Annotated in this window: 17 protein-coding genes; 12 read left to right on the top strand and 5 right to left on the bottom strand. The window is 38.6% G+C overall.

Annotated elements, in window-relative coordinates:
- Positions 1-84: 84 nt before the first annotated feature.
- Entirely contained in the window at positions 85-1,920 is a 1,836-nt protein-coding gene (locus Q8907_02650) for a sulfatase-like hydrolase/transferase (protein MDP4273158.1), read from the top strand.
- On the opposite strand, the gene Q8907_02645 is transcribed toward Q8907_02650, so the two are convergent.
- Entirely contained in the window at positions 1,921-3,648 is a 1,728-nt protein-coding gene (locus Q8907_02645; protein ID MDP4273157.1) for an ATP-binding protein, read from the bottom strand.
- Between the two features lie 202 nt (positions 3,649-3,850).
- Here Q8907_02645 and Q8907_02640 point away from each other — a divergent pair, with 202 nt between their 5' ends.
- Positions 3,851-4,474: an SIS domain-containing protein gene (locus tag Q8907_02640; GenBank protein ID MDP4273156.1), complete on the top strand. Its 624-nt coding sequence runs from the start codon at positions 3,851-3,853 to the stop codon at positions 4,472-4,474.
- A 39-nt stretch (positions 4,475-4,513) separates the two neighbouring features.
- Positions 4,514-5,431: a carbohydrate kinase gene (locus tag Q8907_02635; GenBank protein ID MDP4273155.1), complete on the top strand. Its 918-nt coding sequence runs from the start codon at positions 4,514-4,516 to the stop codon at positions 5,429-5,431.
- A gap of 18 nt (positions 5,432-5,449) precedes the next feature.
- On the opposite strand, the gene cydB is transcribed toward Q8907_02635, so the two are convergent.
- The 3 genes from cydB to Q8907_02620 are packed head-to-tail and all read right to left on the bottom strand — an operon-like array spanning position 5,450 to position 8,360.
- Entirely contained in the window at positions 5,450-6,568 is a 1,119-nt protein-coding gene (cydB, locus tag Q8907_02630) for a cytochrome d ubiquinol oxidase subunit II (GenBank protein MDP4273154.1), read from the bottom strand.
- 15 nt (positions 6,569-6,583) lie between these two features.
- Complete coding sequence (locus tag Q8907_02625; GenBank protein ID MDP4273153.1) at positions 6,584-8,143, bottom strand: cytochrome ubiquinol oxidase subunit I; 1,560 nt, start codon at positions 8,141-8,143, stop codon at positions 6,584-6,586.
- A 4-nt stretch (positions 8,144-8,147) separates the two neighbouring features.
- Complete coding sequence (locus Q8907_02620; GenBank protein MDP4273152.1) at positions 8,148-8,360, bottom strand: DUF4492 domain-containing protein; 213 nt, start codon at positions 8,358-8,360, stop codon at positions 8,148-8,150.
- A gap of 194 nt (positions 8,361-8,554) precedes the next feature.
- On the opposite strand from Q8907_02620, the gene Q8907_02615 reads away from it, so the two are divergent.
- The 9 genes from Q8907_02615 to Q8907_02575 all read left to right on the top strand — a co-directional run bounded on the left by Q8907_02615 (position 8,555) and on the right by Q8907_02575 (position 19,851).
- On the top strand, positions 8,555-9,328 hold the full coding sequence (locus tag Q8907_02615; protein MDP4273151.1) for an AcvB/VirJ family lysyl-phosphatidylglycerol hydrolase: 774 nt from the start codon (positions 8,555-8,557) through the stop codon (positions 9,326-9,328).
- Positions 9,329-9,413: 85 nt separating this feature from the next.
- Entirely contained in the window at positions 9,414-12,005 is a 2,592-nt protein-coding gene (locus tag Q8907_02610; GenBank protein ID MDP4273150.1) for a phosphatidylglycerol lysyltransferase domain-containing protein, read from the top strand.
- Between the two features lie 194 nt (positions 12,006-12,199).
- Positions 12,200-13,195, top strand: coding sequence for a type IX secretion system membrane protein PorP/SprF (locus tag Q8907_02605; protein ID MDP4273149.1), 996 nt, complete (start codon positions 12,200-12,202; stop codon positions 13,193-13,195).
- Between the two features lie 121 nt (positions 13,196-13,316).
- Positions 13,317-14,192: a YicC/YloC family endoribonuclease gene (locus Q8907_02600; GenBank protein ID MDP4273148.1), complete on the top strand. Its 876-nt coding sequence runs from the start codon at positions 13,317-13,319 to the stop codon at positions 14,190-14,192.
- Positions 14,193-14,202: 10 nt separating this feature from the next.
- Positions 14,203-14,772 carry a guanylate kinase gene (gene gmk, locus Q8907_02595; protein ID MDP4273147.1) on the top strand — a complete coding sequence of 190 codons (570 nt, stop codon included), beginning with the start codon at positions 14,203-14,205 and terminating at the stop codon, positions 14,770-14,772.
- A gap of 45 nt (positions 14,773-14,817) precedes the next feature.
- Positions 14,818-15,393: a nicotinate (nicotinamide) nucleotide adenylyltransferase gene (nadD, locus tag Q8907_02590; protein ID MDP4273146.1), complete on the top strand. Its 576-nt coding sequence runs from the start codon at positions 14,818-14,820 to the stop codon at positions 15,391-15,393.
- Positions 15,394-15,578: 185 nt separating this feature from the next.
- Positions 15,579-16,658: an NUDIX domain-containing protein gene (locus tag Q8907_02585; protein ID MDP4273145.1), complete on the top strand. Its 1,080-nt coding sequence runs from the start codon at positions 15,579-15,581 to the stop codon at positions 16,656-16,658.
- Positions 16,659-16,760: 102 nt separating this feature from the next.
- Positions 16,761-18,530, top strand: a complete 1,770-nt coding sequence (locus Q8907_02580; protein MDP4273144.1) for a chloride channel protein — start codon at positions 16,761-16,763, stop codon at positions 18,528-18,530.
- A 220-nt stretch (positions 18,531-18,750) separates the two neighbouring features.
- Positions 18,751-19,851: a glycosyltransferase gene (locus Q8907_02575; GenBank protein MDP4273143.1), complete on the top strand. Its 1,101-nt coding sequence runs from the start codon at positions 18,751-18,753 to the stop codon at positions 19,849-19,851.
- A gap of 11 nt (positions 19,852-19,862) precedes the next feature.
- Here Q8907_02575 and Q8907_02570 read toward each other — a convergent pair.
- Positions 19,863-20,582: SGNH/GDSL hydrolase family protein (locus Q8907_02570; GenBank protein ID MDP4273142.1), on the bottom strand; the 720-nt coding region annotated here is incomplete at its 5' end.

The raw sequence follows: 20,582 nt of genomic DNA, 5'->3' as shown, positions 1-20,582 counted from the left end.
TTAAACATTATCTTAATATAAAAGGATATTAATTTAATACAGTCTAATTTTATTATTTTTGTCGGTTTTTAACTCCGAGAAAAAATGAAAAAAAGACTCCTATTCTTTTCCTATTACATATTATTCTGGTTAAGCTTTTTTATCATAACCCGCCTGCTTTTCCTTCTTGTATATCATAACCTTTCCTTTCAGCTCAGCATGAAAGAATGGTTTTTCATTTTTGAACATGGGTTTAAAATGGACTTATCGGCAATCGGCTACATCCTGCTTATGCCCGGACTGGCTACTGTACTTACCTCTAATTTTAAAGGAAATGTGTTGAAAAAAACCATTAATATCTATACCGCTGTTATTTTGGGCATTACTTCATTTATTGTCATCGTCGACCTTGAATTGTATAAATATTGGGGCTTTCGCCTGGATTCTTCCCCGCTTCTTTATATCAATACCCCCAAAGATATGATGGCCAGTGTGCCCGTCTGGATCTACGTCAGACAAATTTTAATTGGGGTAATTATATATTGTATTTTCTATTTTTCCTATAAAAAATGGTTATTCAACCGTTTAGAAAATCTTGAAGCCGGAAAATGGCAGGCAGCAGGATTATTCCTTTTCCTTACTGCCGCATTGATTATACCTATCCGGGGCGGATTTGGCATTGCCCCGATGAATGTCGGGACAGCTTATTTCAGTGAAAATCTTTTTGAAAATCATGCCTCTATTAATGTGGTCTGGAACGCCGGCTATTCCCTGGCCAATCTTAATTCGGTAGACAAATCTTATGATTATCTTAAACCTGAAGAATCGGAACAGCTTTTCCATAGTCTGGATCAAAGACAGGAAGGGGAAGTACAAAAAGTTTTTAACCAGAAGAATCCCAATATTGTCCTGGTTATAGTTGAAAGCTTCACCTCAAAACTGATTGAACCTTTGGGTGGACGGCAGGGGGTGACTCCTCAATTCAACCAACTGTTGAAAGAAGGAATTTTATTCGATCACCTTTATGCCAGTGGCGACCGGAGTGATAAAGGCATCGTTGCATTGCTGAGTGGATTTCCGGCTTTACCCAATTCATCGATCATCAAATTTGCACAAAAAACCCAGCAGTTGCCTTATCTGACCAAAGATCTCAAGAAAATAGGATACAATACCGCCTTTTATTACGGAGGTGATGTAGATTTTGCCAACCTCCGCTCCTATCTTACTTTGGCCGGGTTCGACAAAATCGTCTGCAAAGACAGTTTCCCGCCATCTACCTATAATTCCAAATGGGGAGTTCACGACCACATTGTTTTTAACAAGCTATTCAATGATATAAGCCAATCAAAAGGGCCATTTTTCAAAACCTATTTTACCCTCAGCAACCACGATCCTTTTGATGTGCCCATGAAAACGGTTTTTGCCGGCAAGGACGACGACAATAAATTTTTAAACTCTGCCTATTATACGGATCAATGCATTGGCAATTTTGTCCGCAGGGCCAAAAAAGCCCCCTGGTGGAAAAATACGGTAATCATTTTTGTTGCCGACCATGGCAGTCCCCGCCCCGGAAACACTCCGGTTTATGCAGAAGAAAAATTCCGGATTCCGATGCTGTGGCTGGGTGGTGCATTAATTCCGAAACATGAAGTAATCAGCAAATATGTATCTCAAACCGACCTGGCGTTTACTATCCTGAAACAGCTGGGTCAGAACGATGCTGCTTTTCATTACAGCAAGAATATGCTCTCCGGCCAGTCTAAAGGATATGCTTTTTATGCTTTTAACAATGGATTCGGGTTGATGACCGATACTTCAAAAGTCGTTTTCGATCATACAGGCAAAAAGATTTTGACAGAAAAAGGGAAGTCAATAAATAATACCCTGAAAACAGGCAAAGCCTATATGCAGCACTTATATACTGACTTTACCAACAAGTAATTATTCTGTTTTTTGCCTGAGGGGTATAGTAAAATAAAAAGTCGAACCTGCAGCAGGCTCTGATTTTAACCATATCCGGCCTCCCAAAAGTTCGACCAGGCCCTTTGAAATAGTCAGGCCTAAACCCGTACCATGGTTAATATAATGGTTCTGGTTATCTGCCTGTCTGAACCGTTCAAAAATAAAGCTCTGCTGTTCCAGGGGTATGCCGATTCCCGTATCTTTTACATAAAATTTCAAAACCGGATTAGGAACGTTATTCTCAATCATATATCCAAACTCTATAAATCCACGATCGGTAAATTTGAGTGAATTTCCCAGCAGATTTAATATTATTTGCCTTAACCTGAAAGGATCTGAGACAATGTTGAATTGTTCATCGCCACAGCCATTTTTCAGGATCAGTTTGACTTCCTTTTTCTGTTTCCTTTTTATTTCTTCATCAAACAAAACCTTGAGTTCTTTCATGAGTTTGTTTAAATAACAATTAGAATTATAAATTCTGAGTTGCCCCACTTCAATTTTGGAAACGTCAATAATATCCTCAATCAGGTTCAACAAATTTCTTCCGCTGTTGGCAATGATTTCCTTGTATTCATTCTTTACCTCTTTGGATAAATCCTGGCTAAAAAGCAAATCCGTGAATCCCAGAATAGAATTTAACGGAGTCCGGATTTCATGTGACATGTTTGAAAGAAAAGCGGTTTTAAGCCTGTCGGCTTCTTCTGCTTTCTCTTTGGCTTCCCTGAGTTTGAGCTCTGCAACCTTCTGATCTGTAATATCCCTGTAGATTTCATAATTTCCATTTATCTTGCCATTTTTGTAAATGGGAGAGCTCAAAATGGATACATCAAACAAAGAACCTCCTTTCCTTTTCATCATGGTTTCGACTTTTATCTTTTCACCGTTCAGGATTTTCCTTTTTATCGAAGCGGCTTCTTTTTTCAGGTGAACCGGAATGATCAGATCAACCAAATTCAACCCCAACGATTCCTCAGGCTGAAAGGCGAACATGTTATAAAATTCCTGATTGGCCTTAAGCAGGGTCCCATGACAATCCGTAACCACCAATGCTTCAGGTGAAAATTCAAAGAGTTGCTCAAAATAGGATTTTTCCAGCTGAATAGCATCCTCATACAATTTCCGTTCAATGGTAATGCAGATCTGATTGGACAGGAATTCCAGCAATTCCATGTCCTTTCTGCAATAGGCATTTTCATCCTCATAACTTTGAATGCCGATCATGCCAATCGCCTCACCGGAAGAGGTAACAAGAGGGACACCCAGCCATATTTTAGAATCAGTACCTACCAGTTCTATCTCGCCGTTTCTTTTAAGCTGCTTAAACATTGCCTGATCCGCAAACAATGATCTGGCCGTTTTAATTACATAGCCGGATAATGTTTTACCGGCAGGAAAATATTCAAAATTATCATTGGCATCCTGCATATAAGGAATGGATATCATATCCCTGGCCTTATCGTACATGGCGACATAAAAATTGCTGGTGTCAATAATCGGGCTCAGCGTATCGCGTATTTCCTGCAACAAATCCTTTAAATCCTTTGATTTATTAACTGCATTGGAAATATTGTACAAGGCTGTCTGAAGTTGTTCAACTTTCCGTTTTTCTGCCAATTTGCTCTCTAACTTCTTGATTTTGTCTTTTAACTGTCTGATTTCCAAATCATCAGAAACAAGATTCTCTTGAGTAGAAGTCTGTATCATTTTTTTAAGCATAATACATTGAAATTGAATGGATACCGAATGAGAAATTTTTAACTTGCAGTGAGTTATACAAATATATCCTTTTTTATTAAAAATGTTATAAATAATTGATTTTTTTTACATTTGCATGTTTTTGGCTTACTTAAGAAATTCAACCAAACTTATAAACCACAAAAAATTAGAGGGGAATACAAAAATGACAATCACTACGCAAGAAATCACGGAAATATTAAGGGCTGAATCACAAGCTGTAATGAATATTCCTGTAAATGAAAGTTTTGCCAAAGCAGAAGAAATCATCTACGAACATGTCCACAAACAAAACGGCAAACTCATTGTCAGTGGCATGGGCAAAGCCGGGCAAATAGCCATCAACATTGCTACAACTTTTTCATCTACCGGTACTCCTGCTGTTTTTCTTCATCCCAGTGATGCCCAACATGGCGATTTAGGGGTTATGCAGCAACACGATGCCATGCTGCTGATTTCCAATTCCGGAAAAACCCGTGAAATACTGGAATTGGTTGAATTGACCAGAAAATTTATTGACAATGTGCCCATTATTGTCATCACCGGAAATTTGGATAGTCCTTTGGCCAAACTGGCTGATGTGGCCATTCACACCGGAGGCCCCAAAGAAGTATGCCCCTTAGGATTAACGCCCACCACTTCTACAACCATGATGACCGTAATCGGCGATATAATGGTCGTCTTAATGATGAAGCAGCTGCATTTTTCAAATACTGACTATGCAAAACGGCACCATGGCGGTTATCTTGGGCAAAAATCGAGGGCAGCAGCTGCAAATGACCTTTCGAAACAATAAAAACTGGTAAAATCAAACTTACCAGAAAAAAATCATATTATGCGTAAAGTTTATACTATTGGAGAAACAGTTCTGGACATTATTTTCAAAGATTTAAAACCCGTAGCTGCCAAAACCGGCGGTGCTATGGTCAATACAACTATTTCTCTTGGCCGGTTGAAAGTGCCGGTATCTTTGCTGACCGAATATGGAAATGACCAGGTGGGAACAATTATCGACAATTTTTTAAAAGATAATGGCGTATCGACCGAATATATCCAAAGATATGATGACGGGAAATCATCTATATCTATGGCCTTCCTTGACGATAAAAACAATGCCCAGTACAGCTTCTACAAAAATTATCCGGCAAAACGGCTTAATTTTAAAATGCCTCCCGTTGCTGAAAATGATGTGGTCCTCTTTGGTTCATATTATGGCATGGCAGATGAAGTAAGGGAAAGCGTAATAAATTTTATTCACTATGCCCGTGAGCATAAAGCCATTATTGTTTATGACCCGAATTACAGGAAGGCACACGAATTTGAGTTGGAAAAAATGAGGCCCAACATACTGGAGAACATGTCATTGGCACATATTGTCAGGGGATCGGATGAGGATTTCTCTTTTATTTTCAATTCCCAAACACCTGAAGAAGCATACAATAAGGTTAAAACACTATGCCCAAATTTAATTGTCACGGCAAATCAAAAAGGCATATATGTCTTCTCCGGTTCAGTATCCAAAAAATATCCCGTGGAAACTATTCAACCGGTAAGCACAGTGGGTGCAGGCGATACATTTAATGCAGGTATTGTATATTCATTATTAAAACAGGATGTCAGGCTGGAAGGAGTAAACAACATTACTGAAAATCAGTGGGACGGAATTGTAAAAACAGCAACTGCTTTTGCTACTCATGTTTGCCTGAGCTATGACAATTACATCTCTAAGGAATTTGCCCAAAAATTTCAGTAAAATTTCCTGTTCAGACGGTCAATAAACATGAGGTTCTGAATCCAGTTCGCTTTCAGTGATTTTTGACTTGTTCATTGCTTTCCAGGCATAAAAGATATAAGCAAAAACAAAAGGCAATAAAACAGAAACCCAGCTCATTGCAGTAAGCGTATATTTACTCGATGAGCTGTTTTCTATATTAAGCGAACTCTGCAAACTATAGCTTGAAGGATAAAAACAGGTATGATTTAATCCTGCAATCAGAAAAAGTGAAAATACAGTAAGTACCGTACCTGTGCCCGACAGCCAGATACTTTTCTTTCCCTTACCCATTAAAGTGAGAATAATTCCTGCCAGTACCCATATCACGCCAACCACAAAAATTATCAGGACCAAAGGCATATCGATGAAATTATAAAAGTACTTACAGGATTCCATCCTCATCTGATTATTGGCTGAAGAATAGGAACAGCCCTTCCCGGTTAAAAGCAAGGTGCAAAAAATCAGAAAGAACAGCAGGAACGGAAGGGAATTCAACCAAAGTTGCCGCTTAATGCGTAACAATATTTGAGGATGATCCAGGGATGAAATAAAATATAAAAGTGCCAAGACCCGGGAAAGGAAGAATACTGAAAATCCCAAGGCAATATTCTTCACATTTAAAATCAATTCCAGGCCATGATAGGAATTCGCCCATGAAGCATGCTTCAGGTCATCAACCACAAAATTAGCCCCGCTAAAAAACGTTGCCACCGCCACTCCCAGCAAAAACGTTCCCAAAGTCCCGTTGATCAGTAAAAAAATCTCATAAGTTCTGTGCCCAAAAATATTATTGGGCTTCGACCTGTATTCATAAGCCACGGCCTGAAGGATGAAACAAAACAGAATAAGCATCCACAGCCAATAAGCACCGCCAAAACTGGTGGCGTAGAACAAGGGGAAGGATGCAAAAAATGCCCCGCCAAAAGTGACCAGGGTAGTAAAGGTGAATTCCCATTTCCGTCCCAGGACATTTATAATCAGGCTTCTTTCCTTCTCCGTTTTGCCAAGGGTATAAATCAGGGTCTGCCCGCCCTGTACAAAAAGCAGAAACACCAGTATTCCTCCCAGTAAAGAGATGATCACCCACCAATATTGTTGCAAAGCGTAATATGACATTTTCAGGGATATTAATTATTTTTCTTTTTTAGAACCCAACCGTATCTGCTTGATCATAATGCTGAACTCTGCTATCAGCAAGGCCGTGAAGAGAACAGCAAAAAGGATGAAGGTGGTTTCCACCGCCGATGCATCTATCTGGGAAATAGCCGCTACGGCAGGCATCAAATCCTGGACCACCCAGGGCTGGCGCCCCACCTCGGAGACTACCCAACCGCTTTGGGAAGCTATATATGCAAGCGGCATGGACCATAAGGAGATCCATAGCCAAAAGCGGTGAATTTCCAGGCTTTTCTTCCGGATAAATAACAATAACAAAAGGAATAAAAGGATAAAAAAGAAACCCAAGACCACCATGATGTGGAAGCTGTAAAAAACAAGGGGCACATTGGGAATCAGGCTGTTTGTATCATTTAAAAAGCCATAGCCGAAATATCTGAACTGGTTATCCACAAAATTCCGTTCATGGAACTTTTCTTTCAGGTTGTTGTATGTTGCCGTATCATGAGACTTTCTGGCCTGGTAAAGTCTCATCAAAGTATTTCTGGCCGTTTTCCCTCTGGCAATTTTTTCTTTTGCAGAAATAAGGCCATATTGATGATTGCCCTGAATCAAATCATCCACCCCGGGAACAAAGGCATTAAATTTCCCGAATGCCAGGAATGATAATAAATGTGGAATTTCAATCCTGTACTTTACTACATGGTATTCGTTTTTAAGGTTCTTCTGTTCCGATTTAACCAGAATTCCAATCGCCATAAGGCTTTGTCCTTCATTGCCATGATAAACGCCCTCCATGGCAGCCAGTTTCATGGGCTGGGTGTGGGCAATTAACCTTGCTGAAGAATCTCCGCTTATGGCCAGCAAAACGGAAGAAATAAGTCCGAAAATGCAGGCTACAGTTATGCTTTTTATTGCCAGAAATTGTTCGCGGCGGCGGATAAGGAACCAGGCACTGATGCCACAAACAAAAACTGCTGCCAGCACATAGCCAGAGGTTAAGGTGTGAAAAAATTTGTTGATGGCCACAGGCGAAAGCATCTCCCAGAAATTGACCATCTCATTACGGGCTGTATCCGGATTAAACCTCATGCCTACAGGATTTTGCATCCAGGCATTGGCAACAAGTATCCATAATGCCGACAGGTTAGAACCTACAAATACCAGCCAGGTTGACAGCAGGTGAAAGCCTTTGCTGACTTTCGTCCATCCGAAAAACATCACGGCCACAAAGGTCGATTCCATGAAAAAAGCCAGTATTCCTTCAATGGCCAGTGGAGCTCCAAAAATATCACCCACAAACCAGGAATAATTCGACCAGTTGGTCCCAAATTCAAACTCCAGAATAATGCCCGTTGCTATTCCAATTGCAAAATTAATCCCGAACAAGGTCATCCAGAACTTGGTAATGCGCTTCCATTCCTCATTGCCGGTTTTAACATACAAACTTTCCATAATGGCAATGATAAATGACAATCCCAGGGTGAGAGGAACAAAAAGCCAGTGATACATGGCCGTAAGCGCAAACTGTGCACGGCTAAGGCTGACCACTGAGGCAACAAGAATTAAACCCATACGTTTACCTTTTAATTAATTGTTCTATAACATAATTGCCACGTTGAACGTTATTATCGAATTTTTTCTTCAGAAAATCGGGGAAAAAGAAAAGTTTCAGAACGAAAAAAATAAGAAACAACTTGAAAATGATGATTGCCCATAAGGTTCTGCCAACAGTCATTGCTTTAAAACCTTCATAATAAAAGGAAAATATTTGCCTTAATGTTTTTTTCATCAGATACTGAGGAAATTGTCATTAAAGATATGAAAAATCGAATATAAATTCCTCTGTGAATTTACAATTTTTTAACATAAGATAAACCCAGGATACTCAATCATTGATGCGGATATCTGTATTTTTGCAGTTAAATAAAATCGAATTTGATTAAATTATTCATATCTTAATAAGACTTGATTATTCCGGATAAAATGAATAAGTTGTTGTTGTTTGTGTCGTTGTTTTTTTCTGTCTCCGATGGATTTGCCTTAAAAAGCAACCCTGCAAATTTTCAATGTTTTGCTTATCACCAGGAAACATTAAATAACCCCGTAAATACAGGTTATTCCAACGGGGCTTCCCGCTCCTCTTCAGTCAATCAGTTTATTCATGTAACACAAGCTATCACGGATCCGGGCAAACCACTGGCCTTTTTTATTTCAGGAGACAGAGGCTGGACGGATTTTGATCAGTCCCTGGCAAATCGCCTTGCCCAAAAACACATTCCGTGCATAGGATTAGATGCCCTGCATTATTTCTGGTCTGAAAAGAATCCACAAAAAGTGGCCGCTGATATTGCCCCTTTTATCCAGAATTATATGCATACCTGGGGAAAATCAAAAATACTTCTGGTCGGTTATTCATTTGGAGCCGATGTATTACCTTTTGTCGCTGATAAATTGCCCTTTATTTTAAAAGATAAAATTCAGGCCTTGGCCTTACTTTCTCCAAGCGAAAAAGCAGGATTTGAAATTCATGTTAGCGATATGCTCAGCATTGGGAACAGAAAAGATGTTTATAATGTGGTAGACGAAATAAGAAGGTTGAAATATTTCCCCACTCTTTGTATCTTTGGTAAAGATGAAGAAACCAAGTTCCCTGAAAAATTAAGAGGGAAAAACATTCATTTTCTGTTTACCCAGGGAGGGCATCATTTCTCAAATAGTTTTGATGAAATTATACGGTTTATCATGAAAGAAATGTAGGATTTTCCAATTACCAATTTGTTTGGAAAATAAAATTTCTGATTTTTAACATCAGTATAAAAACATAATAATTTTTCAATATCTTATGTTAAAGAAAAAAACTTTTTGGCAGGTTGTACTTGCGATATTAATGTTGGCACTATGTGTGTTTTTTATTAAGAATGAACACATTGAACTGCTTGGCATAAGGAAGACATTGGAAAAATGCAGATTGCCCTATGTTTTATTAGGCATCTTTGTTACCGGACTATATATAGCTTTACAGGGATACATGTATGTTAAAAGTTTTCGCACCATTGGCAGTAAAGTAAAATTGAGCAGCACCATCATGTTGTTTTTAAAACGCAACCTGGTGAGTGTTTTTTTACCTGCCGGGGGCTTTTCCTCACTTGCTTTTTTCACAAAAAACATTGAGAAACAAAATATTAATAAAACTCAAATTTATTATGCTTCCTATATCTATGCAATATGCGGATTGATATCCGTGGCCGTTGTTGCCATCCCCATCCTGCTTTTCATGCTCTTCAAGCACAGCCTGACCTCAAATGAGCTGGTTGCCTTTACTGCACTGCTGGTTCTGATTGCAATCCTGGCTTATCTGGCCTATTCCCTGGTCAAGAAAGGGAAAATATACCAGCTGGCCTTAAAATTTTTCCCCGGCTTTGCCCTGACCATTGACGAACTCGAATCTCATGAATTCAATATCAAACAATTCCTGCTTACCAACCTTGTTTCTCTATTCATCGAATTTGTAGGGATTGCCCACTTATATATCGCCATGTTGGCACTAGGTTTACCGGCCAGCCTTGAGATTGCTTCAATAGGATATGTCATCATGGTTATGTTGCTTATTGTATCTCCTTTCTTAAGAGGTATGGGAGCCATAGAGGTTTCAATGACCTATATCCTGGTTCAATATGGATTCTCGACTATAGTGGCTGCTTCTACCACTCTGCTTTTCAGATTCTTTGAATTCTGGCTTCCCCTGTTTGCGGGTATATTCAGTTTTTTTGTCAAGAAAGACAGCCTGTTTTTCAGGGTTTTCCCTGCAATAACTATTTTCTTCCTGGGCATCATCAATATCATATCTGCCATTACGCCGGCAATCCCCAGCCGGTTAAGGCTGCTGCAAACCATCATTGGAAATGACTTTATATATGCTTCCAACTATCTTGTATTGTTATTTGGCCTGGTACTCTGTGTTCTTTCAATTTATCTGCTCAAAGGGGTGAAAAATGCCTGGCGCATAGCTGTGGTGGTTTCCTTTTTATCACTTTTCGGACATTTATCCAAAGCCATAGATTATGAGGAAGCCATACTGAGCTTTTTTGCTTTTGCTGTACTGCTTATAACAAGGAAATCATATACCACCCTGCATGATAAACGATTTCAGCGCAGAAGCCTGACCAGCATTTCAATAGTGATTATTGCCGTATTCATTTACGGAATTGCAGGTTTTTATTTCCTGGATAAACGGCATTTCGGTATTGACTTCGATTTAAAAGATGCTCTTTCATCATTGCTAAAATTATTTTTCCTCTTCGATAGTTCAGCACTGGTGCCCAAAACACATTTTGCAAGCTGGTTTCTCGATTCAATCTATATTTCCGGATTTATGGCAATCAGCTTTGTAATTTATTCGCTGATCAAACCTTATGTCCAAAAACCCGAAACAGAAAAAAAAGATTTTGAAAAAGGACGGGAATTGGTTGAACAATATGGCAAATCAGCTTTGGATTACTTCAAAACTTATTTTGATAAAGTCATTTTTTATTCTGAAAAATCCGAAGGTTTTATTTCCTATACCATTGCCAAGAATTTTGCAATGGTGCTTGAAAACCCGGTATGTAAAGACGAGGAATCATTTAAAATACTGCTCAACGAATTTGACCGCTATTGCAACAACAATGGGTTAAAAGCTGCCTATTACAGGGTACCGGAAGAAAGTCTGCCCATTTATGAAGCTTTAGGCAAAAACCACCTAATTATTGGCCAGGAAGCCATCATTGACCTTAACACCTTTTCGCTCGAAGGAGGGAAAATGAAATCCATCAGAAATGCAATGAATAAAGTTGAAAATTCGGGCTTTCATTTAAAAATATACACCCCCCCTCTTAAAAGCGGACTTGTTCAGAAACTTCAACAGGTTTCTGAGGAATGGCTCAGGACCAATAACCGGGAAGAACTGGTTTTTTCACAGGGCCTGTTTCATCCTGAGCTGATCAGAGAAAACATTGTACTTACGGTGGAAAATGAAGAAGAAAAAGTTGTGGCCTTCGTTAATTTAATACCAGATAAAGTTCCGGGTGAAGGAACATTCGATCTGATCCGCAAATCAGACGATGCACCCAATGGGGCCATAGATTATCTGCACATCAAAATGTTTCAATATTTTAAACAACTGGGATATTCCAGGGTTAATCTGGGCATGGCCCCCATGAGCGGGATTGACAAGGCAGGGAAAATATCTGAAAAGACCATCAAATTTGCTTATGAGAATTTCAGACAATTTGAACACTATAAAGGCCTGAGGGAATATAAAGATAAATTCTTTCCGTATTGGGTAAATAAATACTTAATATACAGCGATGTATACGATCTTTTGCAAATTCCCTCTGCCATGAATGAAATTACCCGTTTGGATGAAGACAAAAGGGAACTGCTTGAAAAACAATAATCAAAAAATTGGCAACTACCTGAAAACCCGTTCCTAATCTGCTACTTGAGCATACAACCAAATAGCAGATTATTTTTTCATAACAACAATTCTAAATTTCATAATTCTTTAATAAAGAAAAGTTTGTATGATAGAAAAAAAATACTATATTCGTTATGTAAAAGACAGAAAGAGGTATAAAGAAATCAGATATTGTGAAGAAGACTGCCGCAATATTATCAATAGCAATGGGGACTTTAGTATCAGCATACTCCCAGGATCCTCAATTTACCCAGTTTTATTCGAATAAAATGTACCTGGCCCCTTCTTTTGTTGGAGCAACGCAACAAAACAGAATCACCTCCAATATACGCGACCAATGGGTAGGCTTAAAAAATTCCTACCTAACTTATACTTTATCTTACGAACATTATTTTCTGAATTTTAACAGTGGTTTAGGGGTTATCCTCATGCGTGACCAGGCAGGGGCAGGAAATCTTAATCTTACCGGCATTGGGCTGCAATATTCCTACGATTTTAAAATACTGGAAACCTGTCATGTCCGGCCAGGCTTACAATTCACCTACCTGCGGCAGGGATTAAACTTCTCCAAATTATTATTCAGCGACCAGATGCACCCCAACGGCGATGACCCTTCCTCCATTGAAGTACCCACAATTCCATCAAACGGAGCAGCGGATGCTGCCAGTTCCGTACTTTTTTATTCTGAAAACTACTGGATTGGCGCCTCCTTTGACCACCTTTTACATCCCGACCTCTCCCTTTCCAGTGAAAAAGCATACATCAACCTTAAAACTTCTGTTTTTGGGGGAGTCACCCTGATCCGCAGAGGCAAACTACTATCGCCCATTGGGGAAACCGTTTCTTTGGCTTTCTTATATAAACAACAAAAAATTGAATCGGGAAGCTATTTCAGGCAAATGGATTGTGGCTTATACTGGTATAAAAAACCTCTTGTTCTTGGCTTCTGGTACAGGGGCATACCCATCATGAAAGGAAACCGCAGTGATGCATTAGCTGCATTAATCGGACTTAAGTCAAAGTATATTAATATCGGGTACAGCTATGATTTTACGGTTTCCCGCCTGATCGGAAATTCACAAGGCTCCCATGAATTATCGCTGGTTTATGAATTTAGCAAACCTCACAAAAAGAAAAAAATCCATGCTATTCCCTGTCCTGAATTTTAATATGTTTGAAAAAATCACCACCTTTGGCTTTATATTAAGAATTAAAGAACACAAATTGAATGTTGTTATTTGGCTTTAAAATATATTTAATATAAATTAATTACTTACCCGTAAATAAATTATGCTTAGATCTATGACTGGTTACGGCAAGGCTGTAACCGATTTCTGTAACAAAAAAATCACTATTGAAATTAAATCTCTTAATAGCAAACAACTGGAATCCAGTTTCAAACTCCCATATTTATACAAAGAAAAAGAACTAGAATTACGCAACAGGCTCCTTGAAGTTTTGCAAAGGGGGAAAATTGATGTAAGCCTTAGTATCGATCAAAGTGACGAAGAACAAGTGGCAAAAATTAATGTGGCCGTGGTAAAAAATTATTACAGCCAGATTTCCAGCTTAAAAGAAGAACTAGGCCTGACAGAAAGAAATGACATTTTGCCCATCATCCTTAAATTGCCGGATTCACTCAAGACAGAAAAACAGGAACTTAACCAGGAAGAATGGAATGCAATACAGGCAATTTTTAAGACAGCCCTTGAAGAATTAGATTCCTTCAGAATGCAGGAAGGTGCTGCCCTGAAAAAAGATTTAACCAAGCGGGTTGCTCTTATTGAAGAATACCTCAATGCGATTACGCCTTTCGAACAACAAAGGATAGAAAACATTAAGAAAAGACTTAACCAAAACCTCAAAGAATTTTTTTCCAATGAAACCATTGATCAAAACCGCTTTGAGCAGGAGCTTATTTATTTTCTTGAAAAATTAGATATTACTGAAGAAAAGGTCAGGTTAAAAAATCACATCAAATATTTCCGGGAAACCATTGAGGAAGAAGGTGCAGTGGGGAAAAAGCTGGGATTTATCGCCCAGGAGATGGGAAGAGAAATTAACACCATCGGTTCCAAAGCAAACGATTCGGATATGCAGAAGTTGGTTGTAAAAATGAAGGATGAGCTGGAAAAAATCAAAGAACAACTGATGAACGTGCTTTAAATCAATTCAAATGTCTGGCAAACTAATTATATTTTCAGGTCCTTCCGGAACAGGAAAAACGACTATAGTTAAAAATATGCTTCAAAAAAATCCTGGCCTTGAATTTTCCATCTCTGCCTGTAGCAGAGCAAAGCGGGAAGGCGAAGTTAACGGCAAGGACTATTATTTCCTGACCTCCGAAGAGTTTAAAAACAAGATTGATAAAGGTGAATTTATTGAGTGGCAGGAAGTTTATGCAGGCAACTATTATGGAACCTTGAAAACAGAAATCGAAAGGATTCACAACAAAGGCCATCATGTTGTCTTTGACATAGATGTCAAAGGGGCGATAAATATTAAAAAAATGTTTCCCGGCAATTCTTTATCACTGTTTATAATGCCTCCCAGCCTGGATGAATTAAAAAACAGGCTGGTAAAGCGTTCGACAGAAAATGCACAAACCCTTTCCAAGCGGCTTGCCAAAGCAGAAGAAGAAATTTCATTTTCCGAAAAATTTGATAAGGTCATTGTCAATAAAAATCTTGACACGGCCTGTTTGGAAACCTACATTGCCATTGAAGATTTTATTCATCAGCCATAGATTTGTATAACTTGACTTTTTGTGTTTTTTTCAAACATTGGCCACATGAAAATAGGTTTATTTTTTGGATCGTTTAATCCCATCCATATAGGGCATTTGGCTATAGCCAACTATATTGTTGAATACTCGGATATCGACCAGCTGTGGTTTATTATCAGCCCTCAAAATCCGTTCAAGAAAAAAAGCAGCCTGCTGGCCGATTATCACCGGCTCGAAATGGTGAATATGGCCATAGCCGACTACCCCAAATTCAGGGCCTCAGATATCGAATTCAAATTGCCCAAACCTTCCTTTACAATTGATACACTGGCCTATTTACATGAAAAATATCCTCAGCATAGCTTTGTACTCATCATTGGTTCCGACCAATTGCCTACTTTCGATAAATGGAAAAATTTTGAAGAAATAATTGCCAATTATACCCGCTACATCTATCCCAGGCCGGGAAGCGAGAAATACCGTTTAAATCCGGTTGAAAATGCCCAATGGTTTGATGCACCCCTGTTGGATATATCTTCAAGCTTCGTCCGCCAGGCCATAAAAGAAAAAAAGGAGCTTTCTTTCTTTTTGCCCCCCCGGGTTTTTGACTATATCCGCCAAATGCACTTTTACGAAAAATAAGCCATTTGCGAATCATGGCTTTATTAGTAATTTTGACATTTTCAAGGGATTTTATACAACAATTATGTATATGATTGATTATCAACAACATACATAATTTTAGGCTTTGGTCTGGTAAATGTTGCAAAAAATCCATTGAAAGTGTGAAATAGATATTTAAAAGTGATTTTTAAAATAAATATTAAATGAATCAATGGTTTGTACTGATCCGTCAACTGTTGCCAGGTTTATTGCCGCTGCTGATCTTCATCGCTGCTGATGAAATATGGGGGACAAAAACAGGATTGCTGGTGGCAATCGGCTTAGGTTTGATAGAATTGATTGCGGGATTTCTTAAGGAAAAGAAAATTGACAAGTTCGTTTTGCTTGATTTGGGGCTCATTATAGCTACCGGAGGCATATCCCTTTGGCTGGACAACGATTTCTTTTTTAAGATGAAACCGGTCATTATTGATGCAATCACCTGTATCATGATCGGAGCAGCAGCTTTTTTGCCCGGGAACTTCATGCTGGACATGTCCAAAAGGTATTTCAAAAATATAAACATCAATCCCTGGCAGCAGATACTTTTCAAAAAAAGTATGATAGTTTTCTTTATCATGCTGGTGATGTATACTTTGATCACACTTTGGGCAGTCATTTATGGCACAACCCGCGAATGGGGTTTGGTAAGCGGGCCGGGATTTTTTGTACTTTTTGGAATATTCATGGCCTATGAAATTATCCAAAAGCGGATACAACGGAATGCGTATGCCCGCGATGAATGGTTGCCCCTGGTAGATGAACAGGGCAAAGTACTGGGAAGTGCACCCCGCGGGGTTGTCCACCATCATACCATGTTGTTGCATCCGGTAGTTCATCTGCATGTGATCAATCATGGAAAAATATACCTGCAAAAGCGTTCGCTTCGCAAACTGGTACAACCCGGGAAGTGGGATACAGCTGTGGGCGGGCATATTGGTGCAGGCGAACAGGTGGATGTCTCCTTGCGCCGTGAGGCATACGAGGAAATTGGTTTAAAAGATTTTAATGCACAATTGGTCTTTAATTATGTCTGGGAAAGCCAGATTGAAAAAGAACTGGTTTTTACTTATCTGACCCAATTCTCCGGACCTTTCAAACCCAATGCCGAGGAAGTGGACGAGGGCCGTTTCTGGTCAACCGAAGAAATAGAAAAAAATATTGGGAATGAAATATTTACCCCTAATTTCGAGAAAGAATTTCTTATGCTGAAACAGGTCATTCCCCGGATGAAATGGAATTAAATCCGGGAATTTCCAATTTCTTTATTAGACTTATATTTACAAATTGTTTGATAAAATCCCATAATTTTTATCTTTGCTTATCTCAAGGATGACTTAGGACAAATGATTAGAAAAATAATAAACCAGATACTATATTGGCGGCTAAAACATATAGGCAACAGGACCTTCCTGATTATTGCCAGTGCCCTGGTCGGTATAATATCTGCCCTGGCTGCAGTAATCCTGAAAACAGCAGTTCATTTGTTGCATGGCATTCCCCATTACTATCAATTGTATTCAAACAACAATTTCTGGCTATTCTTCTTTCCAATTTTAGGGGTTATCGTCACGATAATTATCATTAAAATATTTTTTCAAGGGAAAATTGAAAAAGGATTAGGCAGTATCATTTATTCTGTTTCACATAAATCATCCAGGGTAGAAAAAACCAAAACCTATTCGCAACTGATAACCAGCGGATTTACGGTTGGCCTGGGTGGTTCGGCCGGACTGGAAGCGCCAATTGCCATAACCGGAGCAGCCATTGGTTCAAACATTTCTACATTCTTCAATTTAGGGCATAGGGAAAGGACCATATTACTGGCCTGCGGCGCTGCTTCCGGTATAGCGGCTGTATTCAACAGTCCTATTGCAGGGGTTTTGTTCGCTTTAGAGGTTATCCTTACTGATTTTACAGTTCCTTCGTTTATTCCCTTACTTATTTCGACGGCCACAGCGACCATCGTATCAAAGCTTCTTTATAAAGGGCAGCTGTTCTATCTGATATCAAACGACTGGTATTTTCATGCCATTCCCTTTTATATCGTTTTGGGAATCATCTGCGGATTTTTATCCGTATACATGAAAAGGGTTACCCTTTCTATGGAAAGCTTTTTTAACAGCCCCAAAAGACATGCCTTTAAGCGAATAACAGGACTGGTATTGCTGGGATTATTGATTTTCCTTTTACCGCCCCTGTTTGGAGAAGGATACTCCACCATTGAAAGCCTTTTGAAAGGTTCCTATTCCGACTTATTGAATAACAGCATTTTTGGTGCCTTAAAAAACAACCCCTGGGGAATTCTTTCAGTTACTTTAATGATTATCCTGGTGAAGGTTATAGCCACCTCCCTGACCACAGATACAGGCGGGAATGGCGGTATATTTGCCCCTTCCTTGTTTACAGGAGCATTGACCGGTTTCGGACTCTCGTTTTTTGTCAATACCATTGGGATCAGCAACCTGTATGTCTCAAACTTTGTTGTTGTTGGTATGGCAGGTGTAATGAGCGGTGTTGTACATGCCCCGTTGACGGCCATATTCCTGATCGCTGAAATTACCGGAGGATATGTACTCTTTATTCCCTTAATGATAGTCTCGGCACTGGCCTATTTTATTACCAGGATTTTTGAACCCTATTCTGTGTATACCAAAAAGCTGGCTCAAAAGGGTGAATTGCTCAGCGAAGACAAAGACAGCAATGTTTTGAAACATCTTAAGGTTGAAGATTTAATTGAAAATGATTTTATAACCTTAAATGTCAACGACAAACTGCAAAATCTGATTGATGCTTTTTCAATAAGCAACAGAAATGTATTCCCGGTAATTAATGATGAGGGGGAATTTTTCGGAATCATTTCACTGGACAATGTAAAAGACTTGCTTTTCAGAACAAGTCTTTATAACAAACTCAAATTAAGCGTTATTACACAAAAAATCATCACCATTGATTACAACGAAAACATGGATTCGGTGATGGCTAAATTTGAAAAGACCAAACTCTGGAACCTCCCCGTTTTGAAAGGGAAAGAATATATGGGTTTCTTATCGCGTTCCAATATTCTTACTTATTATAGACAAACCCTTAAAAGAACAGGATCCGGTTTTTTATAATATCTTTTCTTTTTAACCCAAATCATTCTGAGCAAATTCTAACAATCAATTCTTATAATAAACCAAGGCGTTGAATATCTTCAGCATGTTATCGTGTTAATATTCTACCCTTCCATTTCTTATTAAAAAACACAAGCAAAAGGTATTAATACTACCAAATGTTTGTACTTTTGCCCAAAGTCAAAAGATTCCATATCATTGTATCAACATTAAAAATACCATGAAAAATATTTGTATTGCCTATCCGAACAAAACACTTACTTTTTCAGAAACATTTATAAAGAATCAGTTAAATTCAATTCCCCACCAAAATGAATTAACAGGTGGACGTTGGCCATATTTGGATCAGGATAAGAAAAGTATTTTTAAATTTTTAATGTCGGTTGATCTAATCAGAGGAACTATAAAACATTTTTTCCCAACCTGGTATCAGTCTTTATATACTAAGGCTTTAATCCGGTTTTTAAAAAAGAATGAAACGGAGGTTTTGCTGGCCGAATATGGGCCAACGGGAGTTTCTGTATATGAAGGATGTAAAAAAGCCCAGGTCGAATTGGTCGTACATTTTCATGGATATGACGCCAGTGTTAAAAAGATATTGGATGAATATAAGGACAGTTATTGTAAAATGGCTGAAACGGCCAAATGCATCGTAGCAGTTTCTAACGATATGCGCAAGCAATTGTCAGATTTAGGAATCAATTGCCCCATTTGGAAAATTCCTTATGGAATCGACACCAACAGGTTTGTCGGTTCTAACCCTGCCCAATCAAAACCGGTTTGTGTTTTTGTCGGTAGGTTTACGAGCAAAAAAGCCCCTTTTGTCACCATTAAAGCATTTGCAGAAGCGCTAAAACAGGTTCCTGATGCAAAATTAATAATGGTTGGAAACGGAGAACTTTTTGAGGCATCGGTTAATCTGGCAAAAGAGCTGAAGATAGCCGGCAGCATTGATTTCAAAGGTGTAAAAACGCCTCAGGAAATAGCTTGTATTTTGAAAGAAGCACGGATGTTTGTTCAACATTCGGTTGTTAGTTCAACGGGGGATTCAGAGGGTACCCCCAACACAATCCTGGAGGCCAGTGCCACTGGCCTGCCTATTGTCAGCACATTTCATGCCGGTATCAAAGAAGCTGTCATTCATGAAAAGACAGGTTTCCTTGTAAATGAATATGATGAAGAAGGAATGGCCCACTATATCACCGTTTTATTAAAAGATCCGGAATTGGCTGCTAAAATGGGATGTTCGGCCCGCCAACACATTCTTGATAATTATGAACTGGAAACTCAAATCAAAAAATTATATGATGTCCTTTGCTAAGGCTTTTTGCCTTATCTTTTGTCTTTAACAATGTATTCTTTTAGAAAATTATAATTTTTAAAATCATCAATAAGTTGTTGGGTTACTATCTTATTGCCTTTAGGATTCAAATGAATGGGGTCGTAAAATAAATCATAATCATTTTCAAATTTATCGTTATAATTTATGAAATATACATTTTTATATTTACGGGAATAATTTTTTAGCATCTCAATAGCTTTTTTATATTTTGCAGGTTCGGCCCTGTTTAAAAGCCCTATAGTGGGAATGACCAAAAGGACAAGTTTGATATTTTGACTTGAAACAAGGGCCAGTGTTTTTTCAAATTCAGACTTTAAATCCGGATCGAAGGTGATTTTTAAAAAATCATTGCGTTTTATTCTTGCTTTAAAGGCAATAGTGTCAATATTCCCTATCTTCAGATTGGAATAAAAACCCAGACATCCCCTGACGGACTTGTTTATGTTAAGATCAGTAAAACGCGATGTACGGATGTACTTCTTGATATTGTATTCCAACTTGTCTTTAGTAGAAGTTCTAATATATTCATCTATGTAAGGATCATCCATTAAAGGATAAAACAATTCATATTCATTTATACTTAATCCCTTCCCCGTCAGAAAGAATGCATCCACATCGTATACAATCAACTTCAGGGAATCACTGTTCTGATGAAGGAAATGCTGAATCATGGTATGCCTGATTTGAGCATTTGCACCTTCTATAGCATA

The organism is Bacteroidota bacterium (assembly GCA_030706565.1).
In the GTDB taxonomy this organism is placed as follows: Bacteria; Bacteroidota; Bacteroidia; order Bacteroidales; family JAUZOH01; genus JAUZOH01.
This window is presented reverse-complemented; position numbering and strand designations above follow the sequence as displayed.